Raw genomic sequence first — 14,406 nt, 5'->3', positions numbered from 1 at the left:
AACTTCAACGCCGTCGAAACCCCGGCATGCAGGCCGCGGCCGGCGATCAGTATTCATCCAGCACGTAACAGTCGAAGTCGCGGTTGAATCCGCTCCGCCAGTTTTTCAGATCATAGCGATAGCCGGGCGGCGGGTTTGGACCGCAGTCGCCGGCATAGGAAGGCGCCGGCCTTTCCAGGCGATACAGCGCGGGCGGCGGCCAGACGTTTCTGGCGAGAGCCTCGCTGGGGAAAAGGATCACGACCGCAAGCGCAACTGCTTCGACGCTTGGCGCTCGGCGCATATTGCACGGCGACATGTCAACCTCCGGCTTTCACTGCTCGCATCGTTCGGGAAACTTGCGCGCAGAGCCGAGGTTCCGAACGACTGCCCGCATAATCGGGCGGCCCCATCACATTTCTTGCCGGTGGGCCTAATCCTAAGCCGAGATCGCGGATCGCGCGCGGCTCCCGCGCGTTTGTCAGGTAAAGCGAGGAGGCTTCTCATGCCGAAGCAGTCGCCCGAACAGAAGAAAACCGTGGGCCGCGTCATGCACGAATACAAGCATGGCGAGTTGGAGAGCGGCGCCGGCGGCAAGGTCAAGAATCCGAAGCAGGCCGTCGCCATCGCGCTGCACGAGGCCGGCGCCTCGAAATATGAGAGCCCGCAAAAGAACGCGGAGAACCTGCGCAAGACGAAAGCGAAGGAGCGCAGCGGCAAGACGGCGAAGGCGCAGAAGGAGCGATAGGAACGGACCGCGAGCCTTCAGGCTCGCGCAGTTTGCTGACAAACCTCCGAGGGCGGCCTCGTCTTCGAGGCGCGAGCTTCGCTCGCTCTTCACGATGAGGCTGAAGTGATTGGCGCAGATGCAAAAGCCCCTCACGCTGAGGAGGCTGCGTAGCAGGCGTCTCGAAGCGCGAGGGGCGTCATGTCAGCTTTCTTAGCAAGCTGAGCCAGGTGAACGCTCGCCTCAGAGGCTGCTCTCCAGTGCCGCCAAATCCGCCGGCAGTTCGCTCTCGAACATCATCTCCTCGCCCGTGATCGGATGCTCGAAGCCGAGCGTCGCGGCGTGCAGCGCCTGCCGGCCCAACGCCTCCACCGCCGCGCGCGCGGCCTCGGGGAGCTTTGCGATCTTCGTCTTGAATCCCGCCCCGTAGGTCGCGTCGCCGATCAGCGGGTGGCCGATATGGGCCATATGGACGCGGATCTGATGCGTGCGGCCGGTCTCCAACTGGCAGCGGACGAGCGAGGCGACGCCGTAATCGGCGACCTTCTCCCAATGGGTGATCGCCTCGCGTCCGCGCGATCCGGGAACGACGGCCATGCGCTCGCGCTGGATCGAGTGGCGGCCGAGACTGGTCTCGATTGTCCCATGTGCGCGGTCGGGGACGCCCCAGACGAAAGCGAGATATTCGCGCGTGAGCGACAAGGTGCGGCCGTGGTCGGCGAAGAGCTTCGAGAGGCCGTGATGGGCGGCGTCGGTCTTGGCGACGACGAGCAAGCCCGTCGTGTCCTTGTCGATGCGGTGCACAATGCCGGGCTTCTTCACGCCGCCGACGCCGGAAAGACTGTCCCCGCAATGGGCGATGAGCGCGTTGACCAGCGTGCCGCTCTCATGGCCGCTCGCGGGATGCACCACGAGCCCGGCCGGCTTGTCGATGACGATGAGGTGATCGTCTTCGTAGACGATGTCGAGCGCGATGTTCTCGGCCTGCGGCTCGGCGGGGGCCGGGGGCGGCACGTCGAGCGTCACGGCGTCGCCGGCGGCGAGCTTTTGCGCCGGGTCGCGCGCCGGGCCGCCGCGCAGGGCGACGCGGCCCTCCTCGATCAGCGCCTTGATTCGGCTGCGGGAGAGATGCGCCTCGACGAGCTCGGGCCGCGCGGCGAGAAAGCGGTCCAGGCGCCCTCCGGCCTCGTCTTCCGCGACAAGAAAGTCGAAATGCGCGCCCTCTGCGTCGATTTGCTGCATGTCCTTGACCGTCATTTCGAAGTCTTCTTCCGCCCGAGGGACGCTCGTGCTAACTGGGGCGCGACAAGACGCCGATAGAAGCTTGGCAAGAGATGGGACAGAGCCATCCCCCTTTCGCATTTTCCCCCGCCCTTCGCGTGGAGGCCGCTCACATCAACGACGCCGTCGCTCCCTTTTGCGCCGTGATCGGCGCGGGGCCCGCCGGGCTGTTCGCCGCCGAAGCGCTCGCGCGCGCCGGCGCGCGCGTCGTCGTCTATGAGCACAAGCCGAGCCCCGCGCGCAAACTTCTCATGGCGGGCCGGGGCGGCCTCAATATCACCCATAGCGAGAATCTCGAACGTTTCATCTCCCGCTACGGCGCGGCGGCCAAGCGCGTCGCTCCCTTCATCCGCGCCTTTCCGCCCCAGGCGCTGCGCGATTTCTGCGCGGAACTGGGGGAGGCGACTTTCGTCGGCACGAGCGGCCGGGTCTTCCCGGCGAGCTTCAAGGCCTCTCCCTTGTTGCGCGGCTGGCTGGCGCGTCTCGCCAAATCGGGCGTGATCATCGCCTCGCGCCATTCCTTCCTGGGCTTCGCGCCGGATGGGGCCTTGAGGCTGAAAGGCCCGGAGGGCGAAGAGTTCTCCCGCCCCGCCGGCGCCGTGGTGCTCGCGCTCGGGGGCGCCTCCTGGCCCAAGCTCGGCTCCGAGGGCGGCTGGACGAACGCCTTGAGCGCGGCCGGCGTCGCCGTCACGCCGCTTTCGGCGGCGAATAGCGGCGCGCTGGTCGAATGGTCCTCGATTTTCCGCGCCGATTACGAGGGCCGGCCGATCAAGACCGTGCTGCTGCGGCATGGCGAGGCGACGGCGCGCGGCGATATGGTCGTCACCCGCGCCGGGCTCGAAGGCGGGCCCGTCTATGCCCTTTCCTCGCGGCTGCGGGACGCGGCGGCGGCCGACGGCGCGACGACGCTCTGCGTCGACCTGCGGCCGGATACGAGCCACGCCTGCCTCGCCCGCAAGCTCTCGCGCCGCGCGCCCAAGCAGTCGCATGCGACCTTCCTCAAGCGCGCCGGCTTCTCCAAGGTCGAGATCGGCCTGCTCCGCGAGGCGCGGCCCGAAGGCCTGCCGCGCGACGCCGAAGCGCTGGCGACGCTGATCAAGAGCGCGCCCTTGAGGGTCGTGGGCGTCGCCGGCCTGGAGCGCGCCATCTCCACGGCGGGCGGCGTCTCCTTCGACGAGGTCGACGCCGATCTGATGCTCAAGAAGCTGCCGGGCGTCTTCGTGGCGGGGGAGATGCTCGATTTCGACGCGCCGACCGGCGGCTATCTGCTGCAGGCGGCCTTCGCCACGGGGCTGGCCGCGGGCAGGGGCGCCGCCCGCTATCTGGGGCTTCTGGGCGCTACCCAGGCTGGCGGTCAGGCCGGCTTGTCGCCGCGCCATTTGCCGAATTCGCGCGCGCCCGAGGCGTCGAATAAATACAGCGCGTAGATCTCCGGCTCGCCCATCTCCATGCCGGGCGAGCCCATGGGCATGCCGGGTGCCGCGACGCCCGCGGCCTTGGGGCGCTCCTTCAGCAATTGCGCCACGGCCTGCGGCGGCACATGGCCCTCAATGACGTAGCCGTCGATTTCGGCGGTGTGGCAGGAGGCCATCCGCTCCGGCACGCCGAGCCTGGCCTTCACCGCCTCCATGTCCGCCTCCTTGATCTCTTCGACGGCGTAGCCTTCCGCGCGCATGCGCGCGGCCCAGCCGCCGCAGCAGCCGCAGGTCGGGCTCTTATGCACGATCATCTTCTTGGCCTCTTCCGCGCGCGCGCCGCCGGCGATGAGCGCCGCCGCCGCGGCTCCAAGGAAGCGCGCCGCCTCGCGGCGGGAGAATTCATGTGACATGAGCCTATCCATTCCTGAGCGTGCCGAGCCCCGCTTAAACATAGCGGGACATTACCGATCTTTAAATTGCCCATCTTGGCCGCAATGCGGAACAAGTGGGGCGTTGGATCGCCAGATAGGACAAAAGCTCATGCGTAAGAATCTCCTTGCCGCCTTCGCGGCGCTGGCTCTTCTCGGCGCGACCGGCGCTCGAGCGGCCAACGCCGAGCCCTTCACCCGCGCGCATCGCTTTTCCTCGCAGGACATGAACGCCTTCGCCGACGCGCGCATCGCCGCGCTGAAGGCTGGGCTGCAGCTCAAGCCCGAACAGGAGAAGAGCTGGCAGTCCCTGGAGGCGGCGCTGCGCGACTCCGCCAAGGCGCGCATCGCCCGCTACGAGCAATGGCGCGACAATGCGCCGTCGACCTTCGAATCCGACCCGATCGGCGCGCTGCAGCGGCGCGCGCAGAACATGACCGCGCGCGCGGCCGAGCTCGACAAGATCGCCGCCGCCGCCAAGCCGCTCTATGACGGCCTCGACGAGGCCCAGAAGCGCCGCTTCGGCGCGCTGCTGAGGACGACGATCGGCGAGCGGGCGCAATTGCGCGGCGCGGGCCATATGGGACATGGCGGCTTCGGCGCGGGGCCGGACTGAGCGGCGGAACTCCCGGCCGCTTTGACCTTTCCGGCGCGATCGGGCTTTAATCGTTCCATGCCGCCGTCCTGCTTCTGGTCCGAGCTTTCCCTGCGCGACTTTCGCGCCCGCGACATGTCGGGCGTGATCGCCGTGCTGCCGGTCGCGGCAGTCGAGCAGCATGGACCGCATCTTCCGCTCGGCGTCGACGCGATCATCATGGAAGGCTGCATCGAGCGCGTCGCGATGCGCCTGCCGCAGGATCTCCAAGCGGTGTTCCTGCCGATGCAGAGCGTCGGCGTCTCGATCGAGCATCGGGATTTTCCCGGCTCGCTCTGGCTGACGCAGGAGACCGCGTCTCATATGCTGCGCGACATCGCCGAGGGCGTGGTGCGCGCGGGCGTGAAGAAGATCGTGCTGATGAATTCGCACGGAGGCAATTCGGCCCTGATCTCGACCGCCGCGCTCGATCTGCGCGCGCGCCACGGCGTCCTCGCGGTCACCTGCTCCTGGGCGCGCTTCGGCTATCCCGACGGACTCTTCTCGGCGATGGAGCAGCGCCACGGCATTCATGGCGGCGAGATCGAGACGTCGCTGATGCTCGCCTTCCGGCCCGATCTCGTCGATATGGGACGCGCCAAGAATTTCCCGCCCGCGACGCTCGATTTCGAGCGCGACTTCGCCTGGCTGCGGGCCGACCGTCCGGCGGGTTTCGGCTGGATGACGCAGGATCTCTCGCCCGCCGGCGCGATGGGCGACGCCTCCAAGGCGACGGCCGAAAAGGGCGAGGCGACGGCCGATTATTGGGCGACCGCCTTTATCGAGCTGCTGCGGGACGTCGAGGCGTTCGATCTCGATCGGCTGCGCGGGTGAAGGCGAGAGCGGCGGCGTCCTCGCCATGGCCTTTCCGGGTGGCGGGGCGGGCCGCGATATGCTACGCGGTGGAAGGTTTGTTCATTACGCCGAAAATCTATCGGTTGCCGCGTCGCAACGACTTCAAATCCGTCCGTCCGTCATTCGTAAGCGGCGCGAGAGAAGCGAATGAATTTACGCCGGGGGCTTCATGAAAACAAAATGGCTGCCGCTTTTTCTCGTCGCGACAATAGGCGCGCTTGGCGGATGCAACGACAAGCAGGCGGGCTCCGAGCCGGAGACGACGAAAGTTCAGGCTGAAAACGAGGCGAAGGAGAAGGAGGCGCTGAAGGCTGGCGTCGAGGCCGTCGTTTATGGCCTGCCGCTCGTGATCATGGACGTCACGAAGGACAAGATGACGAATGTCGTGAAGGCGGACGCCTTCGCGGCGCCGATCAACCAATTCGTCAATGTGCGCGCCTTTCCCGACGCCTCCTTCAAGGATGTCGTGCGCGCCAATGTGGATACGCTCTATTCGTCCGCCTTCCTCGATCTCTCGGCCGAGCCGATCGTGCTGTCCGCGCCCGACACGCATGGCCGCTATTATCTGTTGCCGATGCTTGACGCCTGGACGAATGTCTTCGCATCGCCGGGCAAGCGGACGACCGGCACGAAGGCGGGCCATTTCGCGATCACCGGCCCCGGCTGGCGGGGGACGCTGCCGAAGGGCGTGACCGAGCTCAAATCTCCGACCAATATGGTCTGGATCATCGGCCGCACGCAGACCAATGGTCCGAAGGACTATCCGGCCGTCCACAAGATCGAGGACGGCTACAAGCTCACGCCGCTCTCTTCCTTCGGCAAGCCCTATGCGCCGCCGGCCGGCAAGGTCGATCCCGATCTCGACACGAAGACGCCGCCGGTCGATCAGGTGCGGAAGATGAGCGCCGAGGCTTTCTTCAATCGGCTGGCGACGCTCTTGAAATCGAATCCGCCGCCGGCCTCGGAGGCGCCTGTCCTTGAGAAACTGAAGGCGATTGGCGTCGTCCCCGGCGAGAAATTCGAATTATCGAAGCTTGATCCGGCCGTGGCCAAGGGGCTCGAACAATCGGTGACAGTCGCTCTGGAGAAGCTGCAGGCGGCCTCGAAGGAGGTCGGCGCGCCGGTCAACGGCTGGCGCATGCCGCCGATGATCGTCGGCAATTACGGCGACAATTACGGCGCGCGCGCGGTGGTCGCGCTGGTGGGCCTCGGCGCGAACCTGCCTCAGGACGCGGTCTATCCGTCCGCCTTCGTGGATGGCGAGGGCAATGCGCTGAACGGCGCGAACAAATATGTCATCCACTTCGACAAGGGCGCTCTGCCTCCGGTCAAGGCCTTCTGGTCGATCACGATGTACGACGCCGCGTCCTTCTTCGTCGCCAATCCGATCAACCGCTACGCGATCAGCAGTTGGATGCCGCTCAAGACCAATAAGGACGGCTCGCTCGACATCCATGTGCAGCCGCAGTCGCCGGGCAAGGACAAGGAGTCGAACTGGCTGCCGGCGGGCGAGAAGGAATTCAACATGACGCTTCGCATGTATTGGCCGGAGGAAAAGGCGCCGTCGATCATCGACGGAAGCTGGAAGCCGCCGGAGGTGAAGCGCGTCCCGTGATCGTGGCCGACGCAAAGAAAAGCGGAGGCGAGCGGGTGAACGCTGGGCATGAGCAAATCCCTCCCCTTTATGGGGAGGGCGGCCCTGCAAAGCAGCAGGGCCGGGTGGGGTAAAACCCTTTACGGGGAAGTATTGGGCGGCTCGCCGCCCAAGATTGTTGTTTGCCGGATCGCCCTGAAAGAAAAGCGAGGCCGCTTTGACGACCGAACCGCAAACCGATCCCGCGCTCGTCGCGATGATGCGCTGCTATCTGTCGAAGCCCAGGATCGCATGGCCCTATCTGGCGCTGCTCCTGGGCGCGCTGGCCTTTCTGACCGGCGCGCTGTTTTTGCCGGTCTGACGCCAATTCCGTTTGATCCCTTCGCCATGCGGCCGTCGTTGCGAGGAGCGTGAGCTCCGAAGCATCCAGAGCCGCGATAGCTGCTTCTGGTTTGCTTCGCCTTCGGCTCGCGATGACGCCGGGAGCCGCCGTAGCGAGGCAATCAGGCGGAAACTGTTTAACGTCGTTCAAGTCCCGGTCGGCGCCGACCAGGGCATGGTCCAGGTTTCCGTCAGCGTGCGCCCATTGGCGCGCAGGAAGAGGCGCAGATCGGCCGTCTCGCCGGGCTTGAGCGCGACGTCGAACATCACGCGCAGCCCGTCAATATGGTGATTCGCCGTCACGATGGTGCGCAGCACCTTGCCTTTTGACGCGGATCCCACCGCCTCCACCTGGCCGGGATCGGCGAGGTAATAGCCGAGATCGCCGCCCGCGAAATCCACGAGGAAGCGGCGGGCGCCGGGATCGTCCGGCTCCGAGGAGCCGAGCGCGCGCGCCGGCGCCTCGAATGTGTGCACGACCCGGCCATTGGGCGCGAGGCGCGGCATTTCGAGCCCCGAAGTGATTCGATAGGCGAAAGAGAAGGGCTTGCCGGCCTCCGGCGGCGTCGCCGGCGTCCAGCTCGCGACGATATTGTCGTTCGTCTCGTCCGTCGTAGGCAGCTCGATCAGCTCGACTCGGCCCTCGCCCCAGTCGCCCACGGGCTCGACATAGTAGCTCGGCCGATTCTGATAGGCGAGGTCGAGATCCTGATAGGATTCGAAGGTGCGGTCGCGCTGCAACAGGCCATAGCCGCGGACGTTCCTGTCCAGGAACGACGTCGAGCGCACGCGCAGCGGGTTCTCGAGCGGACGCCAGAGAAACTCGTCCGCGCCGTTGTGAATGAGCAGGCCGTCGGAGTCATGCAGCTCGCTGCGGAAGCCGTCGCGCACGCGGTGATCGTTCTCGCCGGTGAGATACATGGAGGTGAGCGGCGCCAGGCCGAATTTCACGCCGTCCCGGCGCGGGAAAATGGTCGCCTGAACGGCGACCGTGCTTTCCTGGCCGACCGTCAGATCGAAACGATAGGCGCCGGTCGCCGCCTCGCCGTCGAGCAGCGCGTAGATCGTCGCGCGATTGCTGCCGGTCAGGGGCGTCTCCACCCAGAACTCGCGGAAGAAGGGAAAGGTCTCCCTCGCCGTGCCCGCTTCGACGCAAAGCCCGCGCGCGGAGAGCCCATATTGCTGATCGCGTCCGAGGAAGCGGAAATAGCTGGCGCCGACGAAAGAGATCGTCTCGTCGTGAACATGCGGGTCGTTGACGGGAAAATTCAGGCGGAAGCCGGCGAAGCCCGTATTGATCGGCGGCGGCTTGTCCACCTTGAGCTTCCCGTAGTCGAACATGGCGGCCGAATAGGGGATCGGCGCCGCGATTCCGTCGCGGATCGTGTTCACGGTGACGGGGCGGCGATAGAGAAAGCCCAGATGAAAGGCCTGGAGCTGGAAGCTGCCGTTGACATTGTTGAAGATCGCGTGATCCGGCTTGAATTTGATGTTGCGCCAGATGTCGAAGTCGACCGCGTCGAACGGATCGGGAAGACGCGGAATCGCGTCCTCGAAGGGCGCGGCCAGGAGGGCGCGGGCGCGCTCGACGACATCGTCGAAGCCGAATTTCGGCGCGAGGCTCTGGCCGCGCGCCGGATATGCGATATGGACGCCTGTCGCGGCGAGGGCGCCCATCATCTGGCGCCGAGTGAGCTTGTTCATGCGAGATACCGAAAAGCGCCCTTTCTTCACCCGTTACGGCAAGGCGCGGAGGGCGATTGCTTAGCGAGATCGTCACAGTTCTGCAACTATGCCCATTGCTGCGCTGCGGTCGCGATTGCGCCAAGTTTGCGCCGCACAGCAAAATAATCGCCATGCGTGGCAAAAAATGCTTGTCATCGGTCGAAATCGGCGTATCTACGGATTTGCCCAAATCGCACGTGCCTGTGGTCGTGTGTCGGTCGGCGGGGATCCGGACAAGAGGCCGGTCAACCGCCGTTAGAAAACCGGCAGCCGGAGGCGAACCGGCGAACTCCGCCCTCAACGGAGGATCGCGACTTAAAGCAACGACGGACCGGGCTTTTTTGGTCTCTGTCGGCTCCTCCAAAGGCCGACTCACCGAAGAGGCTTGTCTTTCTTGCCGGGCGTGCGGACGGGGTCTCCCCTTCCAATCGATGGCTGTTCGGAACCGAAGCGGCATGCGCTTGCGCGCGTGTTTTTCGTTGTCTGACCGGCTGACGGCGCATCACCGGATCGTCAGCGCGCAAGCGTGAGCGGTCCTGGATTGCTGGCGCATTCGACCTTCGTCGCGTCTCCATCGCGCGCGAGGGAGCGGCGTCGTGCATCCGCCGAAGCAAACAGGTTCCTGGCGCGGCTCGACCCGCGCCCTTCGAAGGGGATGCCGCAATGACCGACCGTATCCACGAATTCCTCGCCGAGCGCCGCCGCGCGGGCCGCGACAACGGGCCGTGCCTCGTCGTCGATCTCGACGTCGTGCGCGAGAACTATCTCGGCTTCGCCAAGGCGCTGCCCGACACGCGCGTCTTCTACGCCGTGAAGGCCAATCCGGCGCCGGAAGTGCTGTCGCTGCTCGCCTCGCTCGGCTCCTGCTTCGACACGGCCTCCGTCGTCGAGATCGAGCAGACGCTCGCCGCCGGCGCCGCGCCCGACCGCATCTCCTTCGGCAACACGATCAAGAAGGAGCGCGACATTGCGCGCGCCTATCAGCTCGGCATCCGCCTTTTCGCAGTCGATTGCGTCGAGGAGGTCGAGAAGATCGCGCGCGCCGCGCCGGGCTCGAAGGTGTTCTGCCGCATTCTCTGCGACGGTTCGGGCGCCGAATGGCCGCTCTCGCGCAAGTTCGGCTGCGTTCCGGAGATGGCGACGACGGTGCTGGAGCATGCGCATCGGCTTGGCCTGCAGGCTTATGGCGTGTCCTTCCATGTCGGCTCGCAGCAGACCGATCCGCGCAAGTGGGACGGCGCGCTGAAGTCGGCGGCGGATATTTTCCGCGATCTCGCGGAGCGCGGAATCAACCTCCAGATGGTCAATCTCGGAGGCGGCTTCCCGACGAGATATCTGAAGAACGTGCCGGCGGTGAAGCAGTACGGCCATGCGATCTTCCGCGCGCTGTCCAAGCATTTCGGCAACCGCATTCCGGAGACGATCATCGAGCCGGGCCGCGGCATGGTCGGCAATGCGGGCGTCATCGAGGCGGAGGTCGTGCTGATCTCGAAGAAGTCGGAGGCGGAAGGCGAACTGCGCTGGGTCTATCTCGACATCGGCAAGTTCAACGGCCTTGCGGAGACGATCGACGAGATGATCCGCTATCCGATCCGCACGGAAGCCGACGGCGCGCCGGTCTCGCCCTGCGTCGTCGCCGGTCCGAGCTGCGATTCGGTGGACGTGCTCTATGAGAAGAAGCCGTATGACCTGCCGGTGTCGCTCGAGATCGGCACGAAGGTGCTGATCGAGGGAACGGGGGCCTACACGACCACCTATTCGGCGGTCGGCTTCAACGGCTTCCCGCCGCTCGAGACCTTCATCATCTGAGCGGTCGCCATCGCGCCGCAGCCAGGTCGCCGCAACTCGTTCATGGCCGAGCTTGTCCCGGCCATGTCAGCCCCCGTCATTGCGAGCGCAGCGAAGCAATCCGGAGTCGTGATGACGCCTTGGATTGCTTCGTCGGCTTCGCCTCCTCGCAATGACGGATTTGCCGAGTAGTCCAGGTCCCGTACGGCCGGCGCGTCGCGCGCCAGGCGCGAGGGTCGCTTGTCCTCATAAAGGAGGGACAGATGACCTTTGATCTTCACGCCCACATTCCCGCGCCCGTCGTCCCCGCGCCGCCACGCGCCGCCATCGCGATTCTCGACGAGACGCCGGCCGACGTCCCGGCGCGCGAGGCGCTGCTCGACGCGGCCTTCGGCCCGGCGCGCTTTCTGAAGACCTGCGAGCGTCTTCGCGAGGGCCGCGCGCCGGCGCAAGGCCTCGCGCTCGTCGCCAAGGACGATGTGGGCGAGCTGATCGCGACGATTCGCCTGTGGCCGATCTTCGCCGGCGGGCGCCGTCCGGCGCTGCTCCTCGGCCCGGTCGCGGTCGCGGAACATGCGCGCTCGCTCGGTCTCGGGGCCGCGATGATTCGCGCTTCTCTGGCCCGCGCCGAGGCGCTCGGCCATCGCGCCGTGCTGCTCGTCGGCGACGAGCCCTATTATCGCCGCTTCGGCTTCGAGCGCCGCTTCACGGAAAAGCTCTCTTTGCCGGGGCCCGTGGAGCGCGCGCGCTTTCTGGGGCTGGAGCTGGCGCCGGGCGCGCTCGAAGGCGCCGAGGGCCGCGTGAGCGCGGCCCCGCTCGGCGCGCCGCTCGAGCTGCCGCGCGCCGCCTGACGCGCGTCAGAGCCGCGCGCTCTAAAAGAAGGAGAGCGCGTAGCTCGACAGCGGGAAAGCGAGGGCGACGGCGAGACCGACGCCCGCAATGACGTCCGTCGGATAATGATGCGCCGTCGCGATGCGCGACCAGGCCATGGACAGCACGATGATCGCCGCCGAGACCGTCATGGCCGGCCAAGCGAGCACGATCGGCGCGAGCACGCCGGTGATCGTCATGGCGTGGCCGCTCGGAAAGCTGTGCTCGTCGAGCGTCTTCAGAAGCGAGGGCAGGCGCGCGTCCACATGGCAGGGGCGCTTCCGGCGAAAGCGGCGCTTGATGATCGGATAGAGCGCATGCAGCATCGCCGCATTGAGGCCGGCGAGCACGACCACATGCCAGCCCTTCGAGCCTAGGCCCCAGAAGACCAGCGGCAGCAGGATCAGATAGATCCATCCATTGCCGAGCTTGCTGACGCCGATGGCGAGGTAGCGGATGGCGGTCGGCCGCGCGGAGCGGGAGAAGAAATGCACCGCCGCTAGATCGGCCGCGAGGAAGCGCTGCAGCCAGAGGGCCGTGAGGCCGTTATGCGGCTTGGATGACGCGTCGCGCGTCAGCTTTGCCGCGAGGTCCGTCGTAAACGCCATAATGAATTGTTAGACCCGTCAGGCTGCGTTTTCGCGACGCTGCGACTGCGGTTTGATGACCGTTGGATAGAGCTTGCGTGACGGATAAATGATGTTTCCGTGACGGCTGCGGCCATATCCGTCATTGCGAGGAGCGGAGCGACGAAGCAATCCAGAGCGGCGGTCGCGGCTCTGGATTGCTTCGCTTCGCTCGCAATGACGGCTTTTCCTTCAGATCGCCCGCGTCGCCTCTCTCAGCCACTTTCGCGTCTTCGTATCCACCAGCGGCGAGAGCGTTTTGCGCACCTGCGCGTGATAGGCGTTGAGCCAGGCGATCTCTTCCGGGCTCATCAGCCTCGGCTCGACGCAATTCAGATCGAAAGGCGCGAGCGTGATCGTCTCGAAGCCGTACATCTCGCGCTCGGCGCCGGCGATCTCGCGCTTCTCGACGATGACGAGATTTTCCAGGCGAATTCCATATTCGCCCGCGCGGTAATAGCCGGGCTCGTTCGACAGGATCATGCCGGGCTGAAGCGGCGTCGCGCCGAGCTTGGAAATACGCTGCGGGCCTTCATGCACCGAGAGATAGGAGCCGACGCCATGGCCGACGCCGTGGTCGAAATCGAGCCCCGCCTCCCACAAATAACGCCGCGCGAAAGCGTCGAGCTGCGCGCCGGAGACGCCCTTGGGAAACACGGCGCGCGCAATGGCGATATGGCCTTTCAGCACGCGCGTGAAATGATCCTTCAACTGCCTGGCGGCGCGGCCGACGACGACCGTGCGCGTCACGTCCGTCGTGCCGTCGAGATATTGTGCGCCGCTGTCGACGAGATAGACGCCCTTGCCGATCCTGAGATTGCTCTTCTCCGTCACGCGATAATGCGGGATCGCCGCATGCGCGCCGAAGGCGGAGATGGTGGGGAAGGAGATGTCGCGCAGATCCCCATTCTCGCGGCGGAAGGTTTCCAGCGCTTCGGCCGCTGAGATTTCCGTGAGCGCGCCCTTGGGCGCGGCTTCGGCAAACCAGGCGAGGAAGCGCGTGAGCGCTTGCCCGTCGCGAATATGGGCCGCGCGCGCGCCGGCAAGCTCCGTCTTGTTCTTGATCGCCTTGGGCAGCGCCGCCGGGTCGTCCGTCACGCGCGGCTTGCCGCCCGCGTCGCGCAGCGTGTCGATGAGCTTTGCGGGGGCCGTCGCGGCGTCGAACAGCACTGTCTCGCCGCGTCCGCCGGCCTTCTTCAGGTCGTCGACCAACGCGCCGGGCGCGCGCAGCACGAGAAATTTTTCGAGCGCGCCGCGCGTCCTCGCGTCGAGCTTGGCGTCGTCTATATAGAGCGCCGCCGCGCCGTCCTTCGGCAGCCACGCAAAGCAAAGCGCGATCGGCGTATGCGCGACGTCGGCGCCGCGAATATTGAAGGCCCAGCAAATGGCGTGCGGGTCCGACATCAGCGCCGCGTCGGCGCCCTTCAGCGCCGCGCGCAATTTCTTGATCTTCGCGGCGGCCGTCTCGCCGGCGTAGCGCGCCGGGTGGATCGCGACGGGACCGGTGGGCTCCGGCGGACGGTCGGTCCATAATGCGTCGATGGGATTGGCGTCGAGCGCCACGAGCTCGATCTTCTTCTCCGCGACCGCCTTGGCGAAGCGCTCGATCTGGCCGCTCGTATGCACCCAGGGATCGTAGCCGATGCGGGCGCCTTGGCGGGCGTGCTCGGCGAGCCAGGCGGAAGGCGCCGTTTCGGAAATGTCGATCGGCTCGAATAATTTGCCGTCGATCTCCTGACGCACTTGGATCACATAGCGCCCGTCCACGAAGATCGCGGCTCCCTCCGCGAGCGCGACGGCGAAGCCGGCGGAGCCCGTAAAGCCCGTGAGCCAAGCGAGGCGCTCGGCGTTTTTTGGCACATATTCGTTCTGATGCGCGTCGGCGCGCGGGACGAGGAAGCCGTCAAGGTTCTGGCGCGCGAGCGCGTGGCGCAGCGCGGCGAGTCGGGCGGCGCTGTCCTGCGACGAAGAGGCGTCGGCGAAGGATTGGAATTTTGCTTCGAACATGAAGCAAAGCTAGTCCGCGCGCGGGCGCGGGGCAATGGCCGGTTTTCCTCTCCGCGAGACGGGAAGACCGGAAAAGGGAGCTTGGCGCGACCG

14 protein-coding genes are annotated in these 14,406 nt (G+C 66.2%); 8 read left to right on the top strand and 6 right to left on the bottom strand.

What is annotated here, in order from left to right:
- Positions 1-46 precede the first annotated feature (46 nt).
- Complete coding sequence (locus ACV7JP_RS02675) at positions 47-298, bottom strand: hypothetical protein (RefSeq protein ID WP_457797715.1); 252 nt, start codon at positions 296-298, stop codon at positions 47-49.
- Between the two features lie 186 nt (positions 299-484).
- On the opposite strand from ACV7JP_RS02675, the gene ACV7JP_RS02670 reads away from it, so the two are divergent.
- Positions 485-727: a DUF6496 domain-containing protein gene (locus tag ACV7JP_RS02670; RefSeq protein WP_457797714.1), complete on the top strand. Its 243-nt coding sequence runs from the start codon at positions 485-487 to the stop codon at positions 725-727.
- 222 nt (positions 728-949) lie between these two features.
- On the opposite strand, the gene ACV7JP_RS02665 is transcribed toward ACV7JP_RS02670, so the two are convergent.
- Positions 950-1,963, bottom strand: coding sequence for an RluA family pseudouridine synthase (locus ACV7JP_RS02665; protein ID WP_457797713.1), 1,014 nt, complete (start codon positions 1,961-1,963; stop codon positions 950-952).
- A gap of 77 nt (positions 1,964-2,040) precedes the next feature.
- Here ACV7JP_RS02665 and ACV7JP_RS02660 point away from each other — a divergent pair, with 77 nt between their 5' ends.
- Positions 2,041-3,414, top strand: a complete 1,374-nt coding sequence (locus ACV7JP_RS02660) for an NAD(P)/FAD-dependent oxidoreductase (RefSeq protein ID WP_457797712.1) — start codon at positions 2,041-2,043, stop codon at positions 3,412-3,414.
- Here ACV7JP_RS02660 and ACV7JP_RS02655 read toward each other — a convergent pair.
- Positions 3,342-3,815 carry a DUF411 domain-containing protein gene (locus ACV7JP_RS02655; protein WP_457797711.1) on the bottom strand — a complete coding sequence of 158 codons (474 nt, stop codon included), beginning with the start codon at positions 3,813-3,815 and terminating at the stop codon, positions 3,342-3,344. The two genes, ACV7JP_RS02660 and ACV7JP_RS02655, sit on opposite strands and share 73 nt — an antisense overlap.
- Positions 3,816-3,945: 130 nt before the next feature.
- On the opposite strand from ACV7JP_RS02655, the gene ACV7JP_RS02650 reads away from it, so the two are divergent.
- From ACV7JP_RS02650 to ACV7JP_RS02635, 4 genes are all read left to right on the top strand, one after another.
- A complete protein-coding gene (locus ACV7JP_RS02650; protein ID WP_457797710.1) occupies positions 3,946-4,449 on the top strand; it encodes a Spy/CpxP family protein refolding chaperone in 504 nt (167 codons plus the stop codon).
- Positions 4,450-4,506: 57 nt separating this feature from the next.
- The gene (locus ACV7JP_RS02645; RefSeq protein ID WP_457797709.1) at positions 4,507-5,301 is read left to right on the top strand and encodes a creatininase family protein; all 795 of its coding nucleotides are present in this window, start codon (positions 4,507-4,509) and stop codon (positions 5,299-5,301) included.
- Between the two features lie 190 nt (positions 5,302-5,491).
- Entirely contained in the window at positions 5,492-6,937 is a 1,446-nt protein-coding gene (locus ACV7JP_RS02640; protein WP_457797708.1) for a DUF1254 domain-containing protein, read from the top strand.
- Between the two features lie 196 nt (positions 6,938-7,133).
- Positions 7,134-7,277, top strand: a complete 144-nt coding sequence (locus ACV7JP_RS02635; RefSeq protein ID WP_457797707.1) for a hypothetical protein — start codon at positions 7,134-7,136, stop codon at positions 7,275-7,277.
- Positions 7,278-7,444: 167 nt separating this feature from the next.
- On the opposite strand, the gene ACV7JP_RS02630 is transcribed toward ACV7JP_RS02635, so the two are convergent.
- On the bottom strand, positions 7,445-9,001 hold the full coding sequence (locus ACV7JP_RS02630) for a glucan biosynthesis protein (RefSeq protein WP_457797706.1): 1,557 nt from the start codon (positions 8,999-9,001) through the stop codon (positions 7,445-7,447).
- A gap of 684 nt (positions 9,002-9,685) precedes the next feature.
- Between ACV7JP_RS02630 and ACV7JP_RS02625 the strand changes: the two genes are divergently transcribed.
- Positions 9,686-10,831 carry a type III PLP-dependent enzyme gene (locus ACV7JP_RS02625; protein ID WP_457797705.1) on the top strand — a complete coding sequence of 382 codons (1,146 nt, stop codon included), beginning with the start codon at positions 9,686-9,688 and terminating at the stop codon, positions 10,829-10,831.
- Positions 10,832-11,073: 242 nt separating this feature from the next.
- Complete coding sequence (locus ACV7JP_RS02620; RefSeq protein WP_457797704.1) at positions 11,074-11,661, top strand: GNAT family N-acetyltransferase; 588 nt, start codon at positions 11,074-11,076, stop codon at positions 11,659-11,661.
- 21 nt (positions 11,662-11,682) lie between these two features.
- Here the strand turns inward: ACV7JP_RS02620 and ACV7JP_RS02615 are convergent, their stop codons facing one another.
- Positions 11,683-12,288, bottom strand: coding sequence for a phosphatase PAP2 family protein (locus ACV7JP_RS02615; RefSeq protein WP_457797703.1), 606 nt, complete (start codon positions 12,286-12,288; stop codon positions 11,683-11,685).
- 210 nt (positions 12,289-12,498) lie between these two features.
- On the bottom strand, positions 12,499-14,313 hold the full coding sequence (locus tag ACV7JP_RS02610; RefSeq protein WP_457797702.1) for an aminopeptidase P family protein: 1,815 nt from the start codon (positions 14,311-14,313) through the stop codon (positions 12,499-12,501).
- Positions 14,314-14,406 lie beyond the last annotated feature (93 nt).

This window comes from Methylocystis sp. S23 (assembly GCF_054106005.1).
Note: the sequence above shows the minus strand (reverse complement) of the source record. Positions and strands in the feature narration are given on the sequence as shown.